21 protein-coding genes are annotated in these 23,378 nt (G+C 64.2%); 6 read left to right on the plus strand and 15 right to left on the minus strand.

The window, feature by feature from the left end:
• The first annotated feature begins 157 nt into the window (after nt 1-157).
• Nucleotides 158-604 carry a nickel-responsive transcriptional regulator NikR gene (gene nikR / locus AB7531_RS00900; protein ID WP_063980230.1) on the plus strand — a complete coding sequence of 149 codons (447 nt, stop codon included), beginning with the start codon at nt 158-160 and terminating at the stop codon, nt 602-604.
• 160 nt (nt 605-764) lie between these two features.
• On the opposite strand, the gene AB7531_RS00905 is transcribed toward nikR, so the two are convergent.
• Nucleotides 765-2,408 (minus strand): S53 family peptidase, encoded by a 1,644-nt coding sequence (locus AB7531_RS00905; protein ID WP_063980231.1) that lies wholly within the window; start codon nt 2,406-2,408, stop codon nt 765-767.
• Between the two features lie 287 nt (nt 2,409-2,695).
• On the opposite strand from AB7531_RS00905, the gene AB7531_RS00910 reads away from it, so the two are divergent.
• The 3 genes from AB7531_RS00910 (at nt 2,696) to AB7531_RS00920 (ending at nt 6,891) form a co-directional block, all read left to right on the plus strand.
• The gene (locus tag AB7531_RS00910) at nt 2,696-3,868 is read left to right on the plus strand and encodes a phosphorylase family protein (protein WP_063980232.1); all 1,173 of its coding nucleotides are present in this window, start codon (nt 2,696-2,698) and stop codon (nt 3,866-3,868) included.
• A gap of 63 nt (nt 3,869-3,931) precedes the next feature.
• Nucleotides 3,932-5,959: a S8 family serine peptidase gene (locus AB7531_RS00915; protein WP_231143743.1), complete on the plus strand. Its 2,028-nt coding sequence runs from the start codon at nt 3,932-3,934 to the stop codon at nt 5,957-5,959.
• A gap of 191 nt (nt 5,960-6,150) precedes the next feature.
• Nucleotides 6,151-6,891 (plus strand): sulfate transporter family protein, encoded by a 741-nt coding sequence (locus tag AB7531_RS00920; protein WP_063980234.1) that lies wholly within the window; start codon nt 6,151-6,153, stop codon nt 6,889-6,891.
• Between the two features lie 6 nt (nt 6,892-6,897).
• Here the strand turns inward: AB7531_RS00920 and AB7531_RS00925 are convergent, their stop codons facing one another.
• From AB7531_RS00925 to nth, 3 genes are read right to left on the minus strand one after another with little or no spacing between them, the layout of a single operon-like run.
• Nucleotides 6,898-8,526, minus strand: a complete 1,629-nt coding sequence (locus tag AB7531_RS00925) for an MFS transporter (protein WP_063980235.1) — start codon at nt 8,524-8,526, stop codon at nt 6,898-6,900.
• Nucleotides 8,513-9,673: an HlyD family secretion protein gene (locus AB7531_RS00930; protein ID WP_063980236.1), complete on the minus strand. Its 1,161-nt coding sequence runs from the start codon at nt 9,671-9,673 to the stop codon at nt 8,513-8,515. The genes AB7531_RS00925 and AB7531_RS00930 overlap by 14 nt, the downstream gene beginning before the upstream one ends.
• Before the next feature lie 57 nt (nt 9,674-9,730).
• Nucleotides 9,731-10,498, minus strand: coding sequence for an endonuclease III (gene nth / locus AB7531_RS00935; RefSeq protein ID WP_063980237.1), 768 nt, complete (start codon nt 10,496-10,498; stop codon nt 9,731-9,733).
• 22 nt (nt 10,499-10,520) lie between these two features.
• Between nth and AB7531_RS00940 the strand changes: the two genes are divergently transcribed.
• The gene (locus AB7531_RS00940; protein WP_063980238.1) at nt 10,521-11,054 is read left to right on the plus strand and encodes a DUF2244 domain-containing protein; all 534 of its coding nucleotides are present in this window, start codon (nt 10,521-10,523) and stop codon (nt 11,052-11,054) included.
• Between the two features lie 55 nt (nt 11,055-11,109).
• The gene (locus AB7531_RS00945) at nt 11,110-12,006 is read left to right on the plus strand and encodes a methylated-DNA--[protein]-cysteine S-methyltransferase (protein ID WP_063980239.1); all 897 of its coding nucleotides are present in this window, start codon (nt 11,110-11,112) and stop codon (nt 12,004-12,006) included.
• Between the two features lie 123 nt (nt 12,007-12,129).
• Here AB7531_RS00945 and AB7531_RS00950 read toward each other — a convergent pair whose 3' ends face one another.
• The 11 genes from AB7531_RS00950 to AB7531_RS01000 all read right to left on the minus strand — a co-directional run bounded on the left by AB7531_RS00950 (nt 12,130) and on the right by AB7531_RS01000 (nt 23,306).
• On the minus strand, nt 12,130-12,753 hold the full coding sequence (locus tag AB7531_RS00950; RefSeq protein ID WP_014490847.1) for a 2,3-bisphosphoglycerate-dependent phosphoglycerate mutase: 624 nt from the start codon (nt 12,751-12,753) through the stop codon (nt 12,130-12,132).
• A 106-nt stretch (nt 12,754-12,859) separates the two neighbouring features.
• On the minus strand, nt 12,860-13,675 hold the full coding sequence (gene dapB, locus AB7531_RS00955) for a 4-hydroxy-tetrahydrodipicolinate reductase (RefSeq protein ID WP_028148808.1): 816 nt from the start codon (nt 13,673-13,675) through the stop codon (nt 12,860-12,862).
• A 103-nt stretch (nt 13,676-13,778) separates the two neighbouring features.
• On the minus strand, nt 13,779-14,810 hold the full coding sequence (locus AB7531_RS00960) for a M23 family metallopeptidase (protein ID WP_441279832.1): 1,032 nt from the start codon (nt 14,808-14,810) through the stop codon (nt 13,779-13,781).
• Nucleotides 14,807-15,889, minus strand: a complete 1,083-nt coding sequence (locus AB7531_RS00965) for a helix-turn-helix transcriptional regulator (protein ID WP_441279833.1) — start codon at nt 15,887-15,889, stop codon at nt 14,807-14,809. Before AB7531_RS00965 ends, AB7531_RS00960 begins: the two co-directional genes overlap by 4 nt.
• Before the next feature lie 178 nt (nt 15,890-16,067).
• The gene (locus AB7531_RS00970) at nt 16,068-17,429 is read right to left on the minus strand and encodes an HlyD family type I secretion periplasmic adaptor subunit (RefSeq protein ID WP_063980241.1); all 1,362 of its coding nucleotides are present in this window, start codon (nt 17,427-17,429) and stop codon (nt 16,068-16,070) included.
• Nucleotides 17,426-19,141 (minus strand): type I secretion system permease/ATPase, encoded by a 1,716-nt coding sequence (locus tag AB7531_RS00975; RefSeq protein ID WP_231145447.1) that lies wholly within the window; start codon nt 19,139-19,141, stop codon nt 17,426-17,428. The genes AB7531_RS00970 and AB7531_RS00975 overlap by 4 nt, the downstream gene beginning before the upstream one ends.
• 122 nt (nt 19,142-19,263) lie before the next feature.
• Complete coding sequence (locus tag AB7531_RS00980; RefSeq protein ID WP_441279834.1) at nt 19,264-20,565, minus strand: calcium-binding protein; 1,302 nt, start codon at nt 20,563-20,565, stop codon at nt 19,264-19,266.
• A 409-nt stretch (nt 20,566-20,974) separates the two neighbouring features.
• Nucleotides 20,975-21,277, minus strand: coding sequence for a DUF1330 domain-containing protein (locus tag AB7531_RS00985; protein WP_063980243.1), 303 nt, complete (start codon nt 21,275-21,277; stop codon nt 20,975-20,977).
• A gap of 73 nt (nt 21,278-21,350) precedes the next feature.
• A complete protein-coding gene (gene pyrF / locus AB7531_RS00990) occupies nt 21,351-22,064 on the minus strand; it encodes an orotidine-5'-phosphate decarboxylase (RefSeq protein WP_063980244.1) in 714 nt (237 codons plus the stop codon).
• Between the two features lie 6 nt (nt 22,065-22,070).
• Nucleotides 22,071-22,649 carry an NADPH-dependent FMN reductase gene (locus AB7531_RS00995; RefSeq protein ID WP_063985970.1) on the minus strand — a complete coding sequence of 193 codons (579 nt, stop codon included), beginning with the start codon at nt 22,647-22,649 and terminating at the stop codon, nt 22,071-22,073.
• Between the two features lie 57 nt (nt 22,650-22,706).
• Nucleotides 22,707-23,306: a class I SAM-dependent methyltransferase gene (locus tag AB7531_RS01000; RefSeq protein WP_028148799.1), complete on the minus strand. Its 600-nt coding sequence runs from the start codon at nt 23,304-23,306 to the stop codon at nt 22,707-22,709.
• Between the last annotated feature and the right edge of the window lie 72 nt (nt 23,307-23,378).

Here is a 23,378-nt window from a genome sequence, read left to right on the forward strand (position 1 = left end):
CCCCGTTCTTACGGGGTGAGGGGCCGCTTCCGCGACCACGGTGACAATTGGACTCGTGGAGAGTCCCCCTCACCCGGAATTCAAGCTACGCTTGAACTCCGACCTCTCCCCGCAAGCGGGGCGAGGTAACAAGAGCGGTACGCGCGGAGAGGACCTGATGCAGCGGATTACGATCACGATCGAGGACGATTTGTTGGCGGAGATCGACGCGGCAGCGGAAGCGCGCGGCTACCAGAACCGCTCCGAGATCATCCGCGATCTCGCGCGTGCCGGCCTGCAACAGAGCGCCGAGGACACCGCGCAGACCGGCCCCTGCGTCGCCGGCCTCGTCTACGTCTACGACCACGCCGCGCGCGATCTCTCGAAACGCCTGGTGCAGGAATTCCACGGCCACCACGACCTCGCGCTGGCCACCCTGCATGTCCATCTCGACGATAACAATTGCATGGAGATGACGGCGCTGCGCGGCGACGCCTCCGAGGTCAAGCATTTCGCCGACCACATCATCGCCGAGCGCGGCGTCCGCTACGGCCGCGTGGTGATGATCCCGACGGGTGAAGGGAAGCAGGCGAAGGCGCGCAAGCACGGGCACCGGCACGAGTAGTTCTTCTCCCTCGCCCCGCTTGCGGGGAGAGGGTCGGGGTGAGGGGGAGCCTCCGCGGGGGCGGTACCAGTTGGACTCGCGGAGACTCCCCCTCACCCGGATCGCATCTTTCGATGCGATCCGGCCTCTCCCCGCACGCGGGGAGAGGCGACGACAAACCTCACGCCGAGAGTAAATTCTGCAGCGCTTCGCCGTTGGGGACGCCGAGGCCTGAGCAGGCGTCCCAGCCGGGGCCGGCCTTGTACATGCCGTGCAAATCGCCGGTGATGTCATTGTTGCCGACCGTGATGTCGCGGAACACGCCTTGCGTGTGCGCGGCGTAGATCAGCGGGTTGATGAAGCCGACGGTCTTGCCGAATTTCTTCGTCGTCGCCTCGTTGATGCGGGCGATCAACCCCGCCATCAGCGGCGCCACGGCACTTGTGCCGCCGATGGTGGTGCCGACGCCGTTGAGGAAGATCTGGTAGCCGGTCGCGGGATCGGCATCGCCGGCAACATCGGGCACCCCGCGGCCGTTGTGATGCGTCGGTGATTTCGGCACATGGGCCTGGGCCTGGTATTGCGGCCGCGGGAACACGACGCTGACACCGCCGCCGCCTGCGCCGCCCTGCGGCCCGCCGTTCCAGACCACTTCGTTGATATCGCCGTTCGGCGCCTTCAGATTGGTGCCGCCGCAGGCGAGTGCAAACGGGCTCGAGGCCGGGAAATCTGCATGTGGCTTGCCGTCCCAGTCCGCGCCCATGTCAGCCGAACCATTGTCGCCGGAGGCAACGCAGACGGTGACGCCCATCGCGGCGGCGTCGCGGATCGCCTCGTTCAGGCCGTCGACGAATTGCTGCGAGCCTTCCTGGTCTTCCGGCCCGCCCCAGCTGATCGAGATCACCGAAGGTTTTCGCGCGGTGTCGTGGACGGCGGCCTTGACCGCATCGATGAAGCCGTTGGTGGTGTTGGGCGCGAAATAGACCACGATCCTGGCGCCGGGCGCGATCGCACCGGCCACCTCGATGTCGAGCACGACCTCGCCGTCGGCGTCCGAATGGCCGGGCTTGTTGGCGCCGCCGTCGACGCTCGCGGGTGCGATCTTCGGCATCGGGATGCCCGCCTTCTTGAAGAAGGTGCGCAGGTCTGACGTTTTGTAGCCGGCGCCCGTGGGATGGCCCTTCTGGTCGATGTCGTTGAGCTCGATGATGGCGATGCACTGGCCGGCGCCGGTCTCGCCGCCGGGGAAATTGTAGAGCTGGGCGATCTGATCGACCGAGAAGCTGCCGCCCTGCGCGGCGCGTGCGGCTGCGCCCTTCTGCGGCAGCTTGCGGCGGAAGTGGGGTTGCGCCACCGGCCGGTTGTCCAGGCCGTGCACGCCGACCACGATACCTGCGAGCTCGGCCGGGATCTGCACGCTGCCTTTACGCATGCGATGGGTCGCGCCCTCGTATCTGACCTTGTTGAGCTTGACGCCGAAGGCTGCGCTCATGGCCTTCACCGTCCCGGTCAGCTTCACGGTGCGGGACGCCAGATGCACGCTCTTGACGTTGAGATCGTGGTGATGCGCGAAATCGTCGATCTTGGCGACGTCGGCGGTATCCGCGCCCATCTCTGCGCCGAACTCGGCACGCGAGAGATACTGCCGCTCGCGCGGCGGTTGCGCGCCGAGCGTCATCACCTGCTCATCGTCGGCACGCTTCGCGCGCAGGCGAACGCTGATCTCGATTTCCTGCTTGGGATCGGCCGCGCCGACGAGCTTGGCCCCCTTCGGCAATTTCCGTGCGCTGTTCGCCAGCGTCACGCGCGTGGTCGAGCTTGCCATGACTTCCTCCGTTTGTGATTGGAAGGCAGATTGTCGCACCTCAACTATAGGTGTAATCTCAAACCCAAATTGGTTCAGGCATTTGAACGATATTTTTTCAGAAAACCTCTTGTTTGGCAGGGGCAACATCCGACTGGCTCAGATCGGCACGGAATCGGTCAATATTCACGACCATTCGACGACAAGGATTTCGATTTAAAATTGCAACCGTTGGCTTGTCTGGCCGACCAACGGAAGACGTTTGTCGAAATCAGACGTCTGGAAATCAATTTGGCGGAGACAATGCGATGCGTGCTGACCGCAAATGGGTTGAGAGAAATCTCGGTTTCGATCCGATCACGACGCCGCCCCCGCCCGACACCTTCGCGGTGAAACGCGTGGCCAAGGGCGCGGTGAAGAAATCCGCGAAGGTCACGACCGAAGACTTTCGGCGCGAGATCATCGATTTCGATTCCGAGTCGAGCGAGGGCCGCGAGTTCATGGCCTTCTCGACCTCGACCGGGCTGTCGCGCTTCACCGACATTGCCTGGCCGAAGGGGCTGGCGCCGCAAACCGGGCCGAAGCCGAAGGGCAACGGCAAGGGACCGCTACCGCGCGCCGACGTGCTGGTCGTGACCTGGACCGTCGACGAGGGCCACGCCCTCAGCCGCGTGCTGACGCCGGGCAAGGACTCCCGCAACGATTACGTACCCTATACGCATAATTACGCGGCCATCTCCAAGAAGATGCGCAACGGCTGTCCGGCCAAGGAGCTGAAACGGCTCGGCACCTACTGGACCACCACGATCGGCAAGAAGAAGGTCGTCATCTTCAAATCCGATTCGCACATGTCGCAGGACGGCCCGCAGCTGCCGAACATCGACGTCTGGCGCCAGATCATCACCGAGGTGCAGCCGAGTCTCGTGATCACCACCGGTACGGCGGGCGGCATCGGCAAGGAATTCGAGGTCGGCGACGTCGTCGTCAGTCCGATCGTTCGCTTCGACTGCCTATCGAAGTTCAAGAAGCAGCCATTCGCGCAGGAGCATTTTTCCAGCCGATCCGCCGTGACGAAGAAGTTCGCGCAGGCCAAGACGCTGTTCAAGGCCAATGCCGGGCAATTGCCGAAGGACAATACAAGGGCGCCGAAGATCTTCGTCGTGAAGCCGAGCGGCCTGTCCTCCTCCGTGGTCACCACCGACTTCTTCGGCTTCGACACCTCGGACGACCACTTCCATCTCCAGGGGCTCGGCGACGTCTCCGAGATGGGCGATGCCATCCTTGGCCTAGTCGCGCAGGAGATGGGCGAGAAGGCACCGCGCTGGCTCGCGATCCGCAACGTCTCCGATCCGCAGATCAAGGCCGAAGGCACCCTGCAGCAGCAGGAGCAGATCGCGGCCCAGATCTACAAGGGGTTCGGCCGCTGGAGCACGGTCTGTAGCGCCATCACCTGCTGGGCCAGCATCGCGGCGGAGCCGTAGCGAGCGATCCGGCCAGCACAGACGACAAAGGACGGGCGATCAATCAGGGAAAGTGGAACGGCCATGGCGCAGATCACGATCAACGGCATCACGATCGATCCTTCGGCTCCGCACGCGGAACGCGCCGCGCTGTCGCTGGATCATGCGAATGCGAAGGAATCCGACTACATCATCGTGCAGACCAACCAGCCGCTCAACGCCGAGCGCAGAGGGCAGCTCGCCAAGGCCGGCGCCGAGATCCTGGAAGCCGTCCCGGGCAGCGCCGTCATCTGTCACTTTCCGGCGGCCGGGCTCGACAAGGTGCGGAAACTTCCGTTCGTGACATGGGCAGACCTCTACCCGGGCATCGTGAAGATCGCGCCGGCGCTGCGCAACCTGGACACCCAACCCGGAGGCGTCGCCGCGGCGCGCGCGCTTGCGGCAAAGCCGGCGGCGCTCGACCGCACCAGCGTGACCGTCGACGTCATGCTCCACCGCAATGTCGGCGTGAAGGCCGCCGCAAAGAAGATTGCGGAAGCGGCGCATGTGCAGCTCGACGACGTCGTCCCGGGCACGGCCAAGGTGCGTGTGACGCTGAAGATGCGCCGTCTTGCCGACGTCGCGGCGCTCGACGAGGTGCGCAGCGTCGAGAAGGTCTTTCCCCGCAAGCTGCTCAACAACATCGCGCGGGGCATTCTTCGCGTTCCCGCGGCGACGCCGAGCAATGGCGGCGAAGGCGCGGGCGAGATCATCGCGATCGCCGATACCGGTTTCGACAAGGGATCGACCACGAACACGCACCCGGCTTTCAAGGGGCGCGTCAAGAAGCTCTACGCGCTCGGCCGGCCCGGGCGCAAAGACGATCCTGATGGTCACGGCACCCATGTCGCGGGTTCCGCTCTCGGCGACGGCGTATCGAAAAGCGACGGCCCGATCCGCGGCACGGCTCCCGGTGCCAAGCTGGTTCTGCAATCCGTGCTCGACAGCGACGGCAATCTCGGCGGCCTGCCCGACAGCCTCGATGCGCTGTTCGGCCCGCCCTACAAGACGGACAAGGCGCGAATCCATTCCAACTCCTGGGGCAGCGTCGGAAATTTCGGCGTGTATGACTCCCAGGCCAACGAGCTCGACACGTTCGTCTACGCGCACCGCGACATGCTGATCTGCTTCGCCGCCGGAAATGAGGGTAGCGACAAGGATGGCAATGGCCAGGTCGACCCCAACTCCGTGACGCCGCCGGGTACGGCCAAGAACTGCCTCACCATCGGCGCCTGCGAGAACAATCGTCCCAGCGAGGCCATGACCTACGGCAGGGCATGGCCAGACGATTTTCCGGCCACGCCGATCAGCTCCGATCGTGTGGCCAACAATCCCGAAGGGATGGTGGCGTTCAGCAGCCGCGGACCCACCAACGACGAACGCATCAAGCCCGACGTCGTGGCGCCGGGATCCTTCATTCTGTCAACCCGATCCCGCGCCACGAAATCGAAGGGATGGAAGCTCTCGCAAGATCCGCTCTACATGTTCGAAGGCGGCACCAGCATGGCGACGCCGCTGGTGGCCGGGTCCGTCGCGGTGATCCGGGCGTTCCTGAGGAAAAGCCAGGGACTGAAGTCGCCGAGCGCCGCACTGCTCAAGGCGCTCATCATCAACGGAGCGCGCAGTCTCGCCGGACAATACCATCCGTCGGAGGCGGGGTCCGTCGCGAGCAACAGCCAGGGCTTCGGCCGGGTCGACGTTCAAGCGGTGGTCGGCCCCCATGCCACGAGCGAAGAGCTGCAGTTCTTCGACGAGAAGAAGAAGCTGGACGCCGGCGACCGCGAAGACCGCACGGTCACGATACCGGCGGGAAGCAGCCGCCTGAAGGTCACGCTGGTCTGGACCGATCCGCCCGGCGAAGGCCTGCAAAGCGACCTCGATCTCGTCGTGGTGGCCAACAAGCAGGAACGCCATGGCAACATGCCGGCCGGCTCGAAGGACTTCGACCGCCGGAACAATGTGGAGCAGGTCATCTTCGAAAATCTGCCGGCCGGCGAAGCGGTGATATCGGTCATCGCTCATTCCATCGCCGTCGCGCCGCAGAACTATGCCCTCGTCATCAGGGTGAGCTAGAGCGTCTTCAAGCGAAGTGGCTGCCGGTTCGCGCGAAGAAAACGCGTCAAAACAAGCGCCTTGAGCTTCCGTTCTGATTCACTCAGAACCCAAGCTCCAGGCGCGGCAATCTGTCCCGGAAAGCTCGACCTCTTGTCGAACCTTCCGCGCATGTCTACCTCTCGCGGGTGGTTTTGCTGAGAGGTACTCCGATGCTGGATGCCGCCGTAAAGGCGCTGTCGCAATTGATCTCGCCGCCGATGCGCTCGATCCTGTGGCGATCGATCGGGCTTGCACTGGTCCTGATCATCGTGCTGGCGATCGGCTTGCAGCGGCTGCTGAGCTGGTTTGCGACCTATGGTGAGGTCTGGCTGGAAGGCCTGCTCGGGCCGAGCTGGCATTCCTCGCTCGAGGTCCTCGCCTGGATCGTCTCGATCACGGCGGGCCTCGGCGTCGTGTTCGGCGGTGTGTTCCTGATGCCTGCGATCACCTCGCTGGTGGCGAGCCTGTTCGTCGACGACGTCGCCGACATCGTCGAGCGCGAGCACTATCCCGCCGAGCGGCCGGGCGCTGCGCTGCCGTTCAGCCAGGCGATCTACGAGGGCGTCAAGACCGCGCTGCTGACGATCGTGGTCTATCTGGTGGCGTTGCCGCTGGTCCTGTTCGCTGGTGCCGGATTCCTGATCTTCTTCGTCGCCGCCGCCTGGCTGCTCGGGCGCGAATATTTCGAGCTCGCCGCGATGCGCTTCCGTTCGCCGGAGGAGGCCAGGGCGATGCGGCGCGACAACGCCGCGACCATCTTCACCGCCGGCCTTTTCATTGCGGCCTTCGTCTCGATCCCGATCGTCAATCTGGCGACGCCGATCTTCGGCATGGCGTTCATGGTCCACATGCACAAGCGCCTGTCGGGGCCGCGGCCCGAGCTGATCGAGCCGGCGCGGCAGATGCGGTGAGGCCTCTCAGTTCACTTGCACCCCGCATTTGCGCAGCAGCATCTTGGCGAAACCGAACGGCGCCGGCGTGAACGGGCCCGGTGGCGCCCGGGTGATCAGCGCGACGACGCCGAGCGCGACCATCGCTAGCCAGAAGCACAGCCAGAAGCCGTCGATATAGGCGAGCACATTGGCCTCGCGCTGCACCAGGCCCGCGAGCGTGCCGACCGCGCGCGCCTGCGCCATTCCGGTGCCATGGGCCGCGAAGTAATCGGCGAGCTGCTTGAGCCTACCCACCACGTCGGCATTGCCGACCACAAGGTCCTGGCCGAGATAGAAGGAATGGACCTGCTCGCGCACGCGCAGCCACGTTCCCATCAGCGCGATGCCGATCTCCGCGCCGCCGAGCCGCATGATCTGGATGTAGGCGGCAAAGGAGGTGGCGCGGCTCGGATCGGCGTTCGACAGCAGCGTGATGATGATCGGCAGCAGGAGCAGCGACTGCCCGATCGCCTGGAGCAGCACGATGCCGACAAAATCCTCGCGCGCCCAGACATGGCTGAGCTGCGTGCCCCAGAGATTGGCCGCGGCAAAGCAGGCAAAGCCCAGCACCACGACAAGCCGCGTATCGAAATGCCGCAGCAGCCAGATCGAGATCGGCACCAGCACGAACATCGGCAGCGCGCCATAGGTGAGCAGCAACATCCCGCTCTGCTCCGGCCTGAGCAGAACGACATTGCCGAGGAAGTTCGGCACCAGCGACGAGTTGGAGAGGCTGGTCAGCGTGTAGAGCAGGATCAAGATCAGCCCCAACCCGACATTGCGCGAGAACAGCACGTTGACATGCGCCCAGGGCTGTCGCACCAGCGACTCGTTGACGAGGAAGCCTGCGAACAGCACCACACCGCTGACGAGCAGCGCCATCACCGTCCCCGAGCCGAGCCAGTCCAGGCGATTGCCCTGGTCGAGGCCGGCATAGATCATCGAGACCGCGGCGCCGAGCAGCAGCATGCCGCCCCAATCGGCCTCGCGCAGCAGCGTGCGGTTCACCGGCTCGCTCGGCGTGCCCAGATAAACCATCAGGCCCATCAAGGGCGCGATCACGACGCTCTGCCAGTACATCCATTGCCAGCCGAGATGGTCGACATAGAAGCCGACCAGGGAGCTCGACGTATCCAGCGCAAAGCCGACCCGGATCGAATAGAGCGAGATCGCCGGCACCCACCATCGGATCGGCAGGTTTCGTAACACGATCATGAGCGTCGCAGGCACGAAGGTGCCGAGCAGCAGGCCATGAACGACGCTGAGCGCGAGCAGCGTCGGATAATCGTGCACGAAGGGAATGATCAGCGACACCGCGGCGTAGACGAGGCTCGGGATGCCGAGCACGCGGCGCAGGCCGAACACCGTCGCGAGCCACGCCACCGCCGGCGCAATCAGGATCTGCGAGCCGATGCCGGCGGTCGAAAGCCAGGCGCCCTCGTCAAACGAGAGCGAGAACGCACCGCGCAGGTCCGGCAGACCGACCGTGGTCAGCCGGCTGTCGAAATTGGCGAGGAACGAGCCGAGCAGCACCGCCGCCACGGCAAACAACGGCTGTGGCGCGATGCCGCCGCGCGAGAGAGGCCCGCGGCCGGCATCGTCATTTTCCGCCATTCGCGGCCTTCGTGTCGATGCTGGTGACGACCGACATGCCCGGCACCAGCCGCGCCAGCAGCGGCTGGTTGTCGTCGAACTGGATGCGCACGGGAATGCGCTGCACGACTTTGGTGAAATTGCCGGTCGCATTGTCCGGCGGCAGCAGGGCCACCTGCGCGCCGGTCGCGGGGGCAATGCGCTCGACCTTGCCGCGCAGCTTCTCGCGCGGGAAGCCATCGACGGTGATCTCGACCGGCTGGCCCGGCGCGACATGCGTGAGCTGGGTCTCCTTGTAATTCGCGATCACGTAGACCTTCGGCAGCGGCACCACATTGATGAGGTTGGTGCCGATGTTGACGTAGTCGCCGGGCTGCACCTGGCGCTCGCCGACGACGCCGTCGAACGGCGCGGTGATCCTGGTATAGCCGAGCTTCAGCTTCGCGCTCGCCAGCGTCGCCTTGGCCGCCGCGACATCGGCGGCGCGCTGCTTCTTGGTGCCCTGCAGAACTTCGAGTTGATGCTGCTGCGCGGCGATGACGGCGCGACTGGCACGCACGTCGGCCTGCGCCTTCGCGTAGCCCGCGACGGCCTGTTCCAGCCGCTGCCGCGTGCCGGCTTCCGTCTGCGTCAGGGATTTCTGGCGATCCTGCTCCTGCCGGGCCTCGACCTCCAACGCTTCCGCTGACAGCTGCGCGGCCTGCGCCTGCGCGATGGTCGCATATTGCAGCTCGACCTGGTTGCTCAGATTGTCGAGCACGGCCTGCGCGGCGGCGACAGCGGCCTCGGACTGCGCGACCTGGGCCTGGTAGTCGGCGGGATCGATCTGGATCAGGAGATCGCCGGCCTTGACGCGCTGGAAGTCGGAGACCCCGACGGTCAGCACTTCGCCGGAGACGCGGCTTGCAAGCCGCGTCAGATCGGCGCGCACATAGGCGTCGTTGGTGGTCTGGACCACGGCGTTGCCGACCCATTCGTCGAAGCGCAGCGTCGCCAGTGCCACGAAGGCGAGCGCGACGATCACGGCGAACAGGGGGATCGCGAGCCGGCCCCAGAGCGAGCTCGCCGGCCGCTGCGTCGGCTTCGGCGGCGGAGCCGGTGCCGCGGCCGGCGGTGGCGGTGGCGATGGCGATGGCAATGGCGATGAGATTTGTTCTTGCTGACTCACGACATGCCCCCAAAACCGGCTTGCTTCACATCGCCCCCCCGAAACGACGGCGCCACCTCAGACCGTCTTCTCCGGCCATCGGCAGAGATCGTTGATCAGACACACCTCACAGCGCGGCTTGCGGGCGAGGCAAGTATAGCGGCCATGCAGGATCAGCCAATGATGGGCGTGCAACATGAACTCGGCCGGGATCACCTTTTCGAGACCAAGCTCGACTTCGAGCGGCGTCTTGCCGGGCGCCATCCCGGTGCGGTTGCCGACGCGAAACACATGCGTGTCCACCGCCATGGTGTGCTCGCCGAAGGCCATGTTGAGCACCACGTTGGCGGTCTTGCGCCCGGCGCCTGGCAGGGATTCGATCCCGGCGCGCGTGCGCGGCACCTCGCCGCCGAATTCGCTGAGCACCTTTGCCGATAGCGCAATCACGTTCCTGGCCTTGGTGCGATAGAGGCCGATGGTCTTGATGTATTCGCGCAAGCGTTCCTCGCCGACGTCGAGCATCTTCTGCGGCGTGTCGGCGATCTCGAACAAGGCGCGCGTCGCCTTGTTGACCCCGGCATCGGTGGCCTGCGCCGACAGCACCACGGCGACCAGCAGCGTGAAGGGATTGACGTGCTCGAGCTCGCCTTTCGGCTCCGAATTGGCCTTGCGGAAACGGCTGAAGACCTCGTGGATCTCGGCCGGCGTCCAAGGTTTGGTAGAATTGGGTCTTGCGGCCTTGAGCGATTTCCTGGCGGGAGCCCTCGGCTTCGCAACTATCGCCTTTGCCTTTTTCTTCGGCACGGACGCTTTGCGCGGGGCCGGCTTGCGGGTGATTTTCGCCATGATCCGGATATACTGAGGGACGATGAGCACAGGCAACGAAATTGAGCGCGGGCGATCTGAAAGCGAGACGGACCCTCAGATCTTCTCCGCGCTCCTGACGCCGCACCGCTCGCTGAACCGCACCGGCTTCCTCGCCGTGATGCTGTTCCTGAGCGTGGTGAGCTTTGCCACCGGCCTCGCCTTCCTGATGATGGGTGCGTGGCCGGTGTTCGGCTTCTTCGGCCTCGACGTGCTGGTGATCTGGTGGGCCTTCAAGGCCAATTTCCGCAGCGCGCGGGCGCGCGAGGAGATTTCGGTCACGGCGTCCGAACTGCGGGTGCGGCGCGTCAGTCATCGCGGCCAGGTCGCCGAATGGACGTTCAATCCGCTCTGGGTCCGCCTCGATATGGAGGTCGACGAGGATTTTGGCATCGAGCATCTCTATTTGATCTCGCGCGGCCATCAGATCCAGATCGCCCGCTTCCTCGGCCCGGACGAAAAGGCAAGTTTTTACAAAGGCTTGGTTGAGGCCCTGAACGCCGCCAAGCGCGGCCCGACCTACAACCCGGTCTCCTGACTCCGAATCGGAAATCGGGTGGTTTCGGCCCGGCGCCACGCCTACATTTCCAGTCATGATGACACTCGCCATAAATGACCAGCGCCTGGCCAAGCCGGGCTCCCAGAACGCCGCGTTGCGCGATTACGACTCCGTGCGCCGGGCGATCGCGTTCATCTCGGAGAACTGGCGCACCCAGCCGGCCATCGAAGCGATGGCCGATGCGGCGGGCGTCACGCCGGATGAGCTGCACCATCTGTTCCGCCGCTGGGCCTCGATCACGCCGAAGGCGTTCATGCAGGCGCTGACGCTCGATCACGCCAAGGGACTGTTGCGGGACTCCGCGAGCATCCTCGATGCCGCGCTCGATTCAGGTCTTTCAGGACCGGGCCGGCTGCACGATCTCTTCGTCACCCATGAAGCGATGTCGCCCGGCGAATGGAAGAACGGCGGCGCGGGCCTGACGCTGCGCTACGGCTTCCATCCCTCGCCGTTCGGCACGGCGATCGTGATCGCCACCGACCGCGGCCTGTCAGGCCTTGCGTTCGCCGATCCCGGTGAGGAGAAGGTCGCGCTCGCCGACATGACGCGGCGATGGCGCAACGCAACTTACGTCGAGGATCACGAAGGCACCGCACCGCTCGCACAGCGCATCTTCGACACCAGGCTGTGGCGGCCGGACCAGCCGTTGCGCGTGGTGATGATCGGCACCGATTTCGAGGTACGGGTGTGGGAGACGCTGCTGAAGATCCCGATGGGTCGCGCGGTGTCCTATTCCGACATCGCCTGCAACATCAACAGCCCGAAGGCCTCACGCGCCGTCGGCGCTGCGGTCGGCAAGAACCCGGTCTCGTTCGTTGTGCCCTGCCACCGCGCGCTCGGCAAGAGCGGCACGCTCACCGGCTATCACTGGGGCATCACCCGCAAGCAGGCGATGCTGGGCTGGGAGGCCGGGCAGCTGGGGATGCAGTAGGCCCCGCTTCCGTAGGGTGGGCAAAGGCGCATAGCGCCGTGCCCACCATTCTTCCGCGATCGCTGACACATGGTGGGCACGCTACGCTTTGCCCACCCTACGACTCCGCGCTTGTGGCGAAGCTCAGCCCGCCAGATCCAGCTTCGAGGCCACCGTCGAATCCGCGTTGAGCCGGTAGATGATCGGCACACCGGTCGCGAGCTCGCGCTTCAAAATGCCTTCGGGCGAGAGCTTTTCCAGCACCATGATCAGCGCGCGCAGCGAGTTGCCGTGGGCGGCGACCAGCGTGCGCTTGCCGTTGAGCACGCCGGGCAGGATCTCCTGCACGTAGTAGGGCAGCGCGCGCGCCAGCGTATCCTTCAGGCTTTCGCCGCCGGGCGGCGGCACATCGTATGAGCGGCGCCAGATCAGCACCTGGTCCTCGCCCCATTTCTTGCGGGCGTCGTCCTTGTTGAGGCCGGAGAGATCGCCATAGTCGCGCTCGTTCAGCGCGAGGTCTTTGGAGGTCGGCAGGCCCTTCTGGTCGAGCTCGCCGAGAATGAGATCGAGCGTGTGCTGCGCGCGCGTCAAGACCGAGGTGTAGGCGACGTCGAACACGAGGCCCTGCGCCTTCAGCTTGCGGCCGGCTTCCGTGGCTTCCTTCACGCCGAGCTCGGTGAGATCAGGATCCTTCCAGCCCGTGAACAGGTTCTTCAGATTCCACTCGCTCTGACCGTGGCGCACGAGCACGAGGAGACGTTCGCTCATTGACTGCTTTCCATTCAGGTTATTGTTGAGGAATGATCTTGGCGGAAAGCCGCTTCACGTCTTGCGCTAACGCGGCCCTTCGGGTCCGGTTCATGCTCCGGCTCGCTCAGATGTCTGCGAGACCGAGCACGTCGGCCATGGAGTAGTGCCCCGGCTTCTTGCCATGCGCCCACAGCGCCGCCTTGAGCGCGCCGTGTGCGAACAGCATGCGGTCTTCGGCGAGATGCGACAGCGTCAGGCGTTCGAACGGACCAAGAAAGGTCACGCTGTGCTCGCCGGCAACGGTGCCGCCGCGCAAGGAGGCAAAGCCGATGTCGCCCGGCTTGCGCGCGCCGGTGATGCCGTCGCGGCCGCGATCCGAATGCTCATCGAGCGAGATGCCGCGGCCGGCGGCGGCGGCCTGGCCCAGCATCAGCGCAGTGCCCGAGGGCGCATCGATCTTCATGCGGTGGTGGGTTTCCACGACCTCGATGTCGAAGCTCTCGTCGAGTGCCTTGGCGACGCGCTTGACCACCGCGGCGAGCAGATTGACGCCCAGGCTCATATTGCCCGACTGCACCACGACCGCACGGTTGGTGACGCTCTTGATCACGGCGTTGTCGGAGGCCGACAGTCCGGTGGTGCCGATGACGTGCACGATGCCGCGCTCGGCAGCGATCGCGACATTGGCGATGGTCGCGGCCGGCACGGTGAAATCCAGGATGCCGTCGGCATCTTTCGACATCGCCCAGAGGTCGGCCGAGAGTTTGACGCCGTTGGCAGGCAGGCCCGCGAGTACGCCGGCATCCTTGCCGAGCAGCTCCGAGCCGGGCGCCTCCAGGGCTCCCGCCAGCACCGCGCCTTCAGTGTCGGCAATGGCTCGTGCCAGCGCCCGGCCCATCCGGCCGCCTGCCCCGGCAACAATCAAACGCATATCGGACATAGTTCACCCTCTCCACGCCCTATAGCGGGAGCGGGCCGTTCCGGCAACCGATCAGGCCTTCAAAAGGCCCGTGGCGCGGGTCTCCCCAAGCACAGATGCAACGCTAGAGCATGAGCTCCAGGTCTTTCCTGAGCACGACCTGGCCATCGCGCTCTACAACATAAGTGGCCTTGTAGGAGCCGCGTTCCCACCCCCCGGGAGGTCGCTTCTTCCCCGCAAAGAGCATGAATTGCGCCTTGTTGGCCTGAAGTGGTGCAGACCGATTTTCCGCGATGACGTTGTCGAGGGGATCCTTGATGAGCAGCCATTGCGCGTCGCCCGCCTTCAGCCCGATAGCCCGCACGAACGCGACGATCGCCATCGAACCGGCGGACGGCTTTTGGCTCTCGGCACTGCCGTCCTCGATGAGTTCCATCGTGACCGGCCCCGTCGTAAAGCCCGCATTGAGGATGGCTCGTTCCTGGTACTCGAGTTTCGGGCGGAGGGCAGCAAGCCAGAGCGATTGACCGCCCTCGCAAGACTCGGGGCGAACGCCGTACGCAAAGGGATCGACCACCGCGCCATTGTGCCTCACGGTGAAATGCAGGTGAGGATACTCCGTGAGGCCGGAGAGACCGACACGGCCGAGCGGCTGTCTTAGGTCGACCTTGTCTCCAGGCTTGACCGACACACTGCCGGCGGCGAGGTGGCAGTACTGGGTTTCCCACTGCTCCGGATGTTCGATGACGACGCCATTGCCACATTCGGCCTCGCGCACCGCTTCGCGTCCCGATTTTGTGAAAGCGCCGTCCGGCGCGTCATTGCGTGTACGAAGAATACGGCCGCCTGCCGCCGCGCGCACGTCCACGCCGGCCCTTTGCACCGGCAGTGAGGGCAAACGAAAATCGGTGCCGTTGTGGTCGTCATAAGTCAGCGTGCCGCATTTGTAATCTCGCGCCGACCGCGACGGATCGAGATCCGTGTAATTCTGGATGTAGCAGGTGCGGCCAGGCTCGCAGGCAATCGGCAGCGCCAATTGAATGCTCTGGGCATGGGCAGGGAAGCCGGCCCCGGCCAATGCCAGGGCAGCGAACATCCGGTAGAGGAAACCTGCGCTGCCCATGCGCCTCGACATCGCGGAGAACCCCGTACTCATTCAGGCGAATGCTTGCGGGCCGTCCGCAATCTCATCGGACCCTCTTCGTCCAATCGACAATCGGAGGCCGACCGGCTCACCCAGTTCTCGCGCCTGCCAGCGCCAAAAGGCGATTGGGTGAGATGATACAGAAGAAAGAACTCCGACTGTCGGTTGATCCCCAGTTTGAGCATGATCCTCTTGGTGTAGGTTCGCACCGTTGCCTCGGTCAGCCCAAGCTCGGCTCCAATATCGCGAGGGCACTGGAATTGAAGAATCCGGGCGACGATTCTTTCCTCAGCCCAGTTCAAGCCAAAGGCAGATGCGATGCAGTGCGCGCCCTGCACGTCATCGAATTGCGGCACGACGATGAGGGCCTGTCCCAGCTTGTCATGCGTTGGAACAGCGCCGATCTTGGCGAAGGCGAACTGCTGACGATCCGTCGAAAGCGGTACCGTAGTGTTGAACCATCCATGAGTCCCGCTCTCGATGAGCACTTTCCCGATTGCCCCCCGCAAGCTCTCGGTCACGGAAGCGCATGAGCCAGCAAGCCTGCCTCCTTCCATCCTGAGCAACTCGCGCTTGGCAAGCAGCACGCGTCCACCACGATTGACTGCGTAAATGTGCAGGCCCTGGTCCACGACGATGGCGGGAAAGGTCAGCTCTTCGAGCCAGAGTTGCGCATCGACCTGCCCCGGCGCTTGCCGGGCAAGTGAATGAGCAGCCTTCCATAACGGGCGCACGGTATGCGCCAAGCCCGGAATCTCCGATGCCGCAAGCGCGGCCGGTCGCCATCCGGCCACGAACACGACCGTGGTTCGCTCATCGGAAGCAAACCTGCCAATGACTGAATGACTCTTTACCGGGGGTTCCGCGCCGATCAACTTGCGGACGAAGGAGGTCCGGGAATTGATCGGCTCGAGCGAGGCGACGTCCTCGGCTGTACCCTTGCGCGCAAATCGCTCAACCATCGCCGCGCATGACGGATCGGCAGGAGCATCTCCGATCCTGGCTTCTTCCAGCCCGGAGGCGGATAGCATGGCTACGTAGCAGCTCCGGCAGCCGAGCAATTCCGCCATGGCCTTTGCGAAATATTCCATTGCGGCCTGTTGCGGGCGTGGCTCCGGACAAGACCCAGACGGACCGCATCCGTCATTGCCTTGCTTCGAGGCGCGCTCGACGCAATCGGAACGAAAATCATCCTGTGCGGAAGGTAGTGCCTTACTGCACTCATGCACGGTCGCCTCCCTCATAGGCCGGCCCACCCCTTACCAGCGCTTAATTCTCCCTGAACGCACGGTTGATCCGTAACGTCATCGGCTGCAAAAGATATTCCGCAAAGGTTCGTTCCCCCGTCTCGACAAATATCTCGACAGGCATTCCAGGCATCAATGTGGAGATGTAGGAGGCCGTCGGCGCGTTGGGGTCCAGCTCAACCTCGGCCAAATAGGAGCTGTCGCCGGAATGGGTGTCGGTCAGTGCGTCTGCCGCAACGCCGACGACCCTTCCCTCGAGCATCGGCCGGCGGCGAATGTTCAGCGCGTGAACTCGCACACGCGCCATCTGTCCGACATAGACCTCTTCCCGATCGGCAGGCTTCAATGTCGCCTCGATGACAAGCCGATCTTGCATCGGAACGATTTCCAAAAGGGTTTCCCGAGGTCCAAGCACGGCATTGAGGTCCCTGCTGTTGAGGCCGACGATCCTTCCACTTTCCGGGGCACGCAATTCAGACCGGACAAGCTGGGCACGCAACGCGGCAATTCGATGTCTGAGGTCGCCGATCTCCTCGCTCGTCGCATGCCGCTGCTTGGCGATATCCTGATTTTGGTTGAACCCCAGTTGCCTGCGTCTGTCCTGCAACTCCGCGATCTTGCCCTGCATCTCCGAGATTGACGCGGCATTGCGATCGACCTGTCCGGTGGCCTCGGCTTCGGCCCGTTGCAAGGCCAGCAAACGTGGTTTCCGGGCGAGGCCCTTTGCGAGGAGATAACTCGTGTCGGCGATCTCTTCCCGCAACAGCTTGAGTTGCTGTTCAAGTCCTTGGGTGTTGCTCTGCAGGCCGCGGATGGTGTCCGCGTTTTGCAGCATCTGCTGATCGATCACCTTGCGCTCGTTCTCAATCGCGGCCAGTCGCGCGGCAAATTCGGCCTCCTGGGTTTGAATGGCGATACGTGCGGAGAGACGCGTTGCACTTTCCCGCAATTCGTCCGGAAACCGGATTGACTTCGCACCGTCTTGCTCCGCCGCCAGCCGGGCCTCCATCGCCAGATCAGCAAAGAACTTGGTTTCGAGGGAACCAAGGCTCCCTTCGATCTGCGCGGTGTCGAGCCGTGCAATGAGTTGACCGGCTTCGACGTGATCGTTCTCCCGGACATAGATCGATTTGATGATTCCGCCTTCCAGATGTTGCACCGCCTTGCGCTTCGAATGGACCTTGATGAATCCTGGTGCCACGACGGCGCCGCGGAGCGGAACCGTGGTTGCCCACAAGCCGAAGCCGCAAAATTGCAGGACGAGCAATACACAGCCCCATGCGATGATCCGTCGCATGTCGGATCGCGGTTGCTCCGTCGGCCAGGTCTTCGACGGACCTGCAACAGGCGCGGACATCGCGGAGGCATGACCGGTCTGCGTCATGGAATGACCCTCCTGCCTGGCAACCTCTGAGGTTCGACATTGCGCGGGAGCCCTGCCGAACCCGGTACCGGTGCCGGCCGCTGGGCGCGAAGTACGTCATATGGCGGTCCGAAGGCGACCTGGTTGCCGTCCCTCAACAGCAGCACGGCATCGGCGATGGTCAACAGCCGCGGCCGGTGGGTGACGATCACCGACGCCGCGCCGCGCGCTTTGGCCGATTGAATGGCGGAGCACAACGCTTCTTCGCCGTCCGGGTCGAGATTGGCATTGGGCTCATCCAGCAGGATCAATTTGCGATCGCCGAAGAAGGCGCGGGCAAGACCAATGCGCTGACGCTGGCCACCGGATAGCCTGCAGCCGTCGCGGCCGATCTCGGTCTGGTAGCCGGCCGGAAGGGACAGGATCATCTCATGCGCCTGCGCGAGCATGGCCGCGGCGACGATGGCCTCGTCCCGTGCGTATTCATCAAACCCGGCAATGGCTTCGGCCACCGTTCCTTCCAGGAGCTGCACGTCCTGGGGGAGATAGCCGACGAATTGCCCAAGCTGGTCGGGATCCCAGGTATGGAGTGCTGCGTGGTCCAACCGGATCGTACCGCTGGTCGGCCGATCGAGGCCTGCCATCAAGCGCAGCAATGTGGATTTTCCGGCGCCGGTCGGCCCGATCACGACGACAAGCTCGGACGGCCGGCATTGAAAGGATATGCCCGCGAGAATGGGACGCTGCGTCCCGCCAATCCGGAATGTCACCCGCTCTACCTTGAGCATGCCGGCTGGCGGCGGAAGCAACGTCTTCCGCGGACGCGCAAGCACCGGCATCGCGGCGTTGCAGACTTGCGTCCACGCGTCCTGCGCAGATGCCAACGCGCGCCAGGCCGAGACCAACCCTTCCATGGGCTGCAACGTGCGCGCTATCAGGATCGAGCTCGCGATCAGACTGCCGGACAGCACCTCGTTCTGGAGCACGAGCCAGGCACCGCAGCCGATCGCGGCAATCTGCAGGATGGTCCTGACCATTCGCGCGGCGGCGCTAATCGTGTAGATGCGTTCGCTGGCCCGCACCACCGGAGACAGGGCTTCGTCATTGAGGCTCATGAACGCGCGGATGGCGCCCCGGGTCCAGCCCATCGCCCGCACCACGCTGGAGTGCCGGACGATTCCATCGAGCAACGCCTGCGTCTTCAACGCCGCTTGCGAAGCCTGCGCAATTTCCCCGCGCGCGATCCAGTGGCTTGCAACACCCATCGCCAGCAGGACCCCCACCCCGATCAGGGCTATGACGCCATACCAGGGGTGCAGGAAGAACAGGATGAGAATAAACACCGGGAGGAACGGAGCATCTATCAGCGATGTGACCGTTCCGCTCGACAGGAAAGTTCTCAACTCGCGAAGCTTGACCAGATCGTGCTGCCGGCCGTCGCCCGGCGCCGCGCCGGTGATGCTGCCTTCAAGGATGATCGGAGCGAGGCAGTGCTCGAACCCGACCGCGAACCGGCTCAACAGGCGGTTACGAAACGTGTCGAAGGCGGCGCTGAAGGCGAGAGCGCCGACGGCGATGACGGTGAGGCCGACAAGCGTCTCGACGCTTCCGCTGCTGAGCACGCGGTCGAACACTTCGATTGAATAGAAAGGTACGACCAGCAGCAGCAGGTTTACGGACACGCTGAAACAAACGATCCACACCAATGCGAATCGTCCCGGAATCAAGGCCACCAGCAATCTCTGACCAGATGCTGGGATCACACCACGGTTACGCGAATACATAACTTGCCGGCACTATCACTGACTGAAATGAGGGCGGGGCGGCCTGACAGCCGCCCCGCTACTAGTCGGCGCTAGACAACGTCAACGGCCGTATAACCGGCGGCAGTGTTGATTTCGGCGATCGACTCGAACGGTGTCGCGCCGCCCGTGATGCCATCGAGCTGGATGGCGCCGAAGCCGAAATCCAGCACGGTGTTGGTGCCGTCGTCGTCCACTACCACTGTAGCCGGGTCAAAGCCTGGCGGAGCGTCGACAACAACGGCATCGCCATCGGCAAAGCTGAGATCGGTGACTTCATCGTTGCCGAAGTTCGTAGCTGTGTTGTCGCCGAAATTGTGCGTATCGGTACCAGCACCGCCCGTCAGCACATCATCGCCGAGTCCACCGTTGAGGACGTCGGCGCCATTGCCGCCGGACAACTCGTCATCGCCGTTACCGCCGTTCAGGGTGTCATTGCCGGCGCCGCCCGACAGGATGTCAGCCCCAGCCCCGCCGTTCAGGACATCGGTGCCGTCGCCGCCATCGAGCGTGTCATCTCCGGCGTCGCCGTCGAGCGTGTCGTTGCCGGTTCCGCCGCTCATTTCGTCATCACCGGCGCCGCCGCTCATGGCATCGTTGCCCGCGCCGCCGGCCATCTCGTCGTCTCCGGCATCGCCGAACATCGTATCGTTACCGGCGCCGCCGTCCATGATGTCGTCGCCCGCGTCGCCGTGCATGGTGTCGTTGCCATCGCCACCGTTGAGCGTATCGGCGCCCAAACCGCCGTTCAGGATGTCGTCACCGGTACCGCCGTTCAGCAGGTCATTGCCAAGTCCGCCGTTCAGCGTGTCGTTGCCGGCATCGCCATTCAGAGTGTCATCTCCGAATCCACCGTTGAGTAGGTCGTTACCGTCGCCGCCATTCAAGACGTCATTGGCGGCGTCGCCGCTCAACGTATCGTCGCCGGCGTCGCCCCACAGGGTGTCGGCACCCGCGCCGCCATGAATGTCATCATTGCCGTCGCCGCCGTGGATGCCGTCGTCGCCGGCGTCACCAAAGAGCTGATCAGCGCCGGTTCCGCCATCGATGGTGTCGTTGCCCTGGTCGCCGTGGATGATGTCGGCGCCGGCATTTCCGTTCAGCGTGTCGTCGCCCGCGCCGCCGTTGATCGTGTCGTCGCCGGCGCCACCGGTGATCGTATCGATACCGGCATTTCCATCAAGGATGTCGTTGCCGGCACCACCATCGATGGAATCATTGCCCGCGCCGCCGCTTACGTCATCATTGCCGTCCAGGCCAGTAATGGTGTCGTTGCCTTGAAGGCCAAAGATCTGATCGTCTACATTCGTGCCAGGCAACACATCGTCGCCTGCTGTTCCGATGATCAGTGCCATGATCTTCACTCCCTTTGCATGGAAATGCGCGATGCGGGTCGCCTTGCGGCCCGTCACGGACGTCGCAGATTTCGGGTTGGCTTGATGCCCATCACCGATCGATGTGGGCTCCGATCAAGCAACCTTGGATGAAACGAGAGCGATCCAGCAATCCCCATTTGGGGACAAAAGAATACGGCAAGCTGGTGGACCCAATGACGGCCACGGTCTTCGTCTCAGGCGCGAACGACCCTCAGGCGTTCAAGCGAATGAGTCCGTCAAGGTGATGCAAGATGATGTCGACGTGAGTGCGAGCGGAGATGTCCGCGACGCTCTCCTGATCGCGTGCGATGATCGCACGCGCGTGCTGTCCGCGAGAGCCGGATGATGCTCGCGTCAATCCAGGATAGGTTCTCGCGACGATCCGTCTTCAGGGCTGCGGGCCGTCATAGCCCTCGATGATGATGAGGTCGGCGATGGAGTGCGGCTGGCGCACCTTGATGTTGGCCTGGTATTCCGGCGAGTTGTAGCAGGCGATCGCGGTCTCGTAGTCGGGAAATTCAATCACGACGTTGCGCGAGCGGCTGGCGCCTTCGACGGTGGTGAACTTGCCGGCCCGAACGACGAAGCGGCCACCCCATTTCTTGAAGATCGGACCGTTGGCGACGGCATAGGGCTTGTAGCCCTCGTCGCTGCTCACATCCACGCGCCCGATCCAGTAGCCCTTTGCCATTGTTCTTCTCCCTGTTTGTCGGTCTCTATCTAAGCATGATCCGACCGGAAAACCGCTGCGCGGTTTTTCCGAATCATGCGCCGAGCGCCTGCGCGATCTCGGCCTGGATGGCTTCAGCGATCGCCTTGGGGTCGGCGGCTTCCACCACCGGCCGTCCGACGACGAGATAATCGGCGCCCGCGGCAATTGCGCGGCCGGGCGTCATGATGCGTTTCTGGTCGCCGCTCGCAGAACCCGCCGGCCGGATGCCGGGGGTGACGAGGCTCATCTGGTGGCCGACGATCTTGCGCAAGGCGCCGACCTCCTCGGGCGAGGACACCAGCCCGTCGACGCCGAGCACCTGCGCCTGCTGCGCGCGCGCTTCGACCAGCTCGGAGACGCTGAGCCGATAGCCGGCCGCATGCAGATCGTCGTCGTTGTAGGACGTCAGCACCGTGACGGCGAGAATCTTCAGGCTCGCGCTACCGCGGCCTTCGACCGCGCCCTTCATGGTCTGCGGATAGGCGTGCACGGTGACGAAGGTAGCACCCAGCTTGGCCACGCTCTCCACACCACGCGTGACGGTGTTGCCGATGTCGTGCATCTTGAGGTCGGCGAACACCTTCTTGCCCTTGTCGGCGAGCTTGCCGATCAGCGGCAGGCCGCCGGCATAAGCGAGCTGATAGCCGATCTTGTAGAAGGTGACGCTGTCGCCGAGCCTTGCGATCATCGCCTCCGCGGCGTCAACGCTGGGAAGGTCGAGCGCAACGATCAGGCGGTCCTTCGGGGCGATCTCGGCTGGCGTCATGTCACCTCACATCATGCGTTGGGAAATGTCGATCAATTGCCGCGCCAGCTCCTTCAACGCGGCGATGTCGCCCTCGTTCTTGAGCCTGTCCATATCGTCATAGGCCTGGTCGGCAAAGGCGAGCGTGAGCTGGCTGGCAATCACGTTGGCGTGGCAGGAGGTCAGGATCAGCCGCAACGCCTGGAGCGCACGGGCCGCACCGAGCCGGCTCTGCGAGGCGCCGGCGAGCGCGAAGGCGCGGTTGCGAAACACGTCGCCGCGCGTCTCGTGCAGCTCATGTACGCGGCTGACCCAGTCGATCGCGTTCTTCAGCAGCGGCGGCACCGAGGCGTTGTATTCGGGCGAAACGATCAGCACGCCATGATGCGCGCCGATCATGCGCTTGAGATTGATCGCGTGCTTGGGCACGCCGGACTTGGCCTGGAGATCGCCGTCGTAGATCGGCAGCGGAAAATCGGCGAGCGAGATACGGGTGACGTCGACGCCGGCCTGGGCGAATTCATAGGCGGCGACCGCCGCCAGCTTCGCATTGTGCGAGCCGGTGCGCAGCGAGCCGGGAATGACCAGGATTTTGGGTGCGGACATCCACTTCCATGCGTTCGGCGAAACGAGTCCGCCGCGCAAAAGGGAATGCCGACGGAATTAGTCCTTGCGATACACCCAGACGCGGGCCGGCGGAAGGTTCATCCAGATCCGTTCCGAGGCCTCTGTGGACACGCCGGGCAGCGATTTCGGGATCGGCGGCACCACCGCATAGGTGAACTGCACGAAGGGCGCGCCCGGGGTCAGCGCCGCGAAGGCGTCGCGGACCAGCCGGAGCCGCGTCAGCATCGGTTTTGTCACGAGCGGCAGGCCGGAGACGACGGCGGAGGCCGGCGCGCTGAGCACGTTCCAGAGCGTGTCGCGCAGGCGATAGGCATCGCCCTGCACCACCTTGGCTTGCGGATAGCGGTCGCGCAGCAAGGCGCAGAAGCCGGGATTGTATTCGACGAGGACGAGGCGCTTCTGGTCGACGCCGCGCTCGACCAGGGCCGAGGTGATGGCGCCGGTGCCGGGCCCGAGCTCGACCACGGGTGCGTCTGAGTTGACGTCGACGTAATGCGCCATGGTCCGGGCGAGCAGCTTGCCCGAAGGCATCACTGCACCCATGTGCAGCGGCTTTTCGATCCACGACCTTAGAAAGCGCACCTCGTCGTCGAGACGGGGCTTCTTCAACGCACGCGCGGACGATGGCAATGGCATGTCGGGACCGGACGGGACCGCGGGACCGCGGCGTGTCAGAAAATGGTCATAAACAGGTATAGGCCGAAGGCG

The organism is Bradyrhizobium sp. 63_E2_N1_3, assembly GCF_052076005.1.
Lineage (GTDB): Bacteria > Pseudomonadota > Alphaproteobacteria > Rhizobiales > Xanthobacteraceae > Bradyrhizobium > Bradyrhizobium barranii.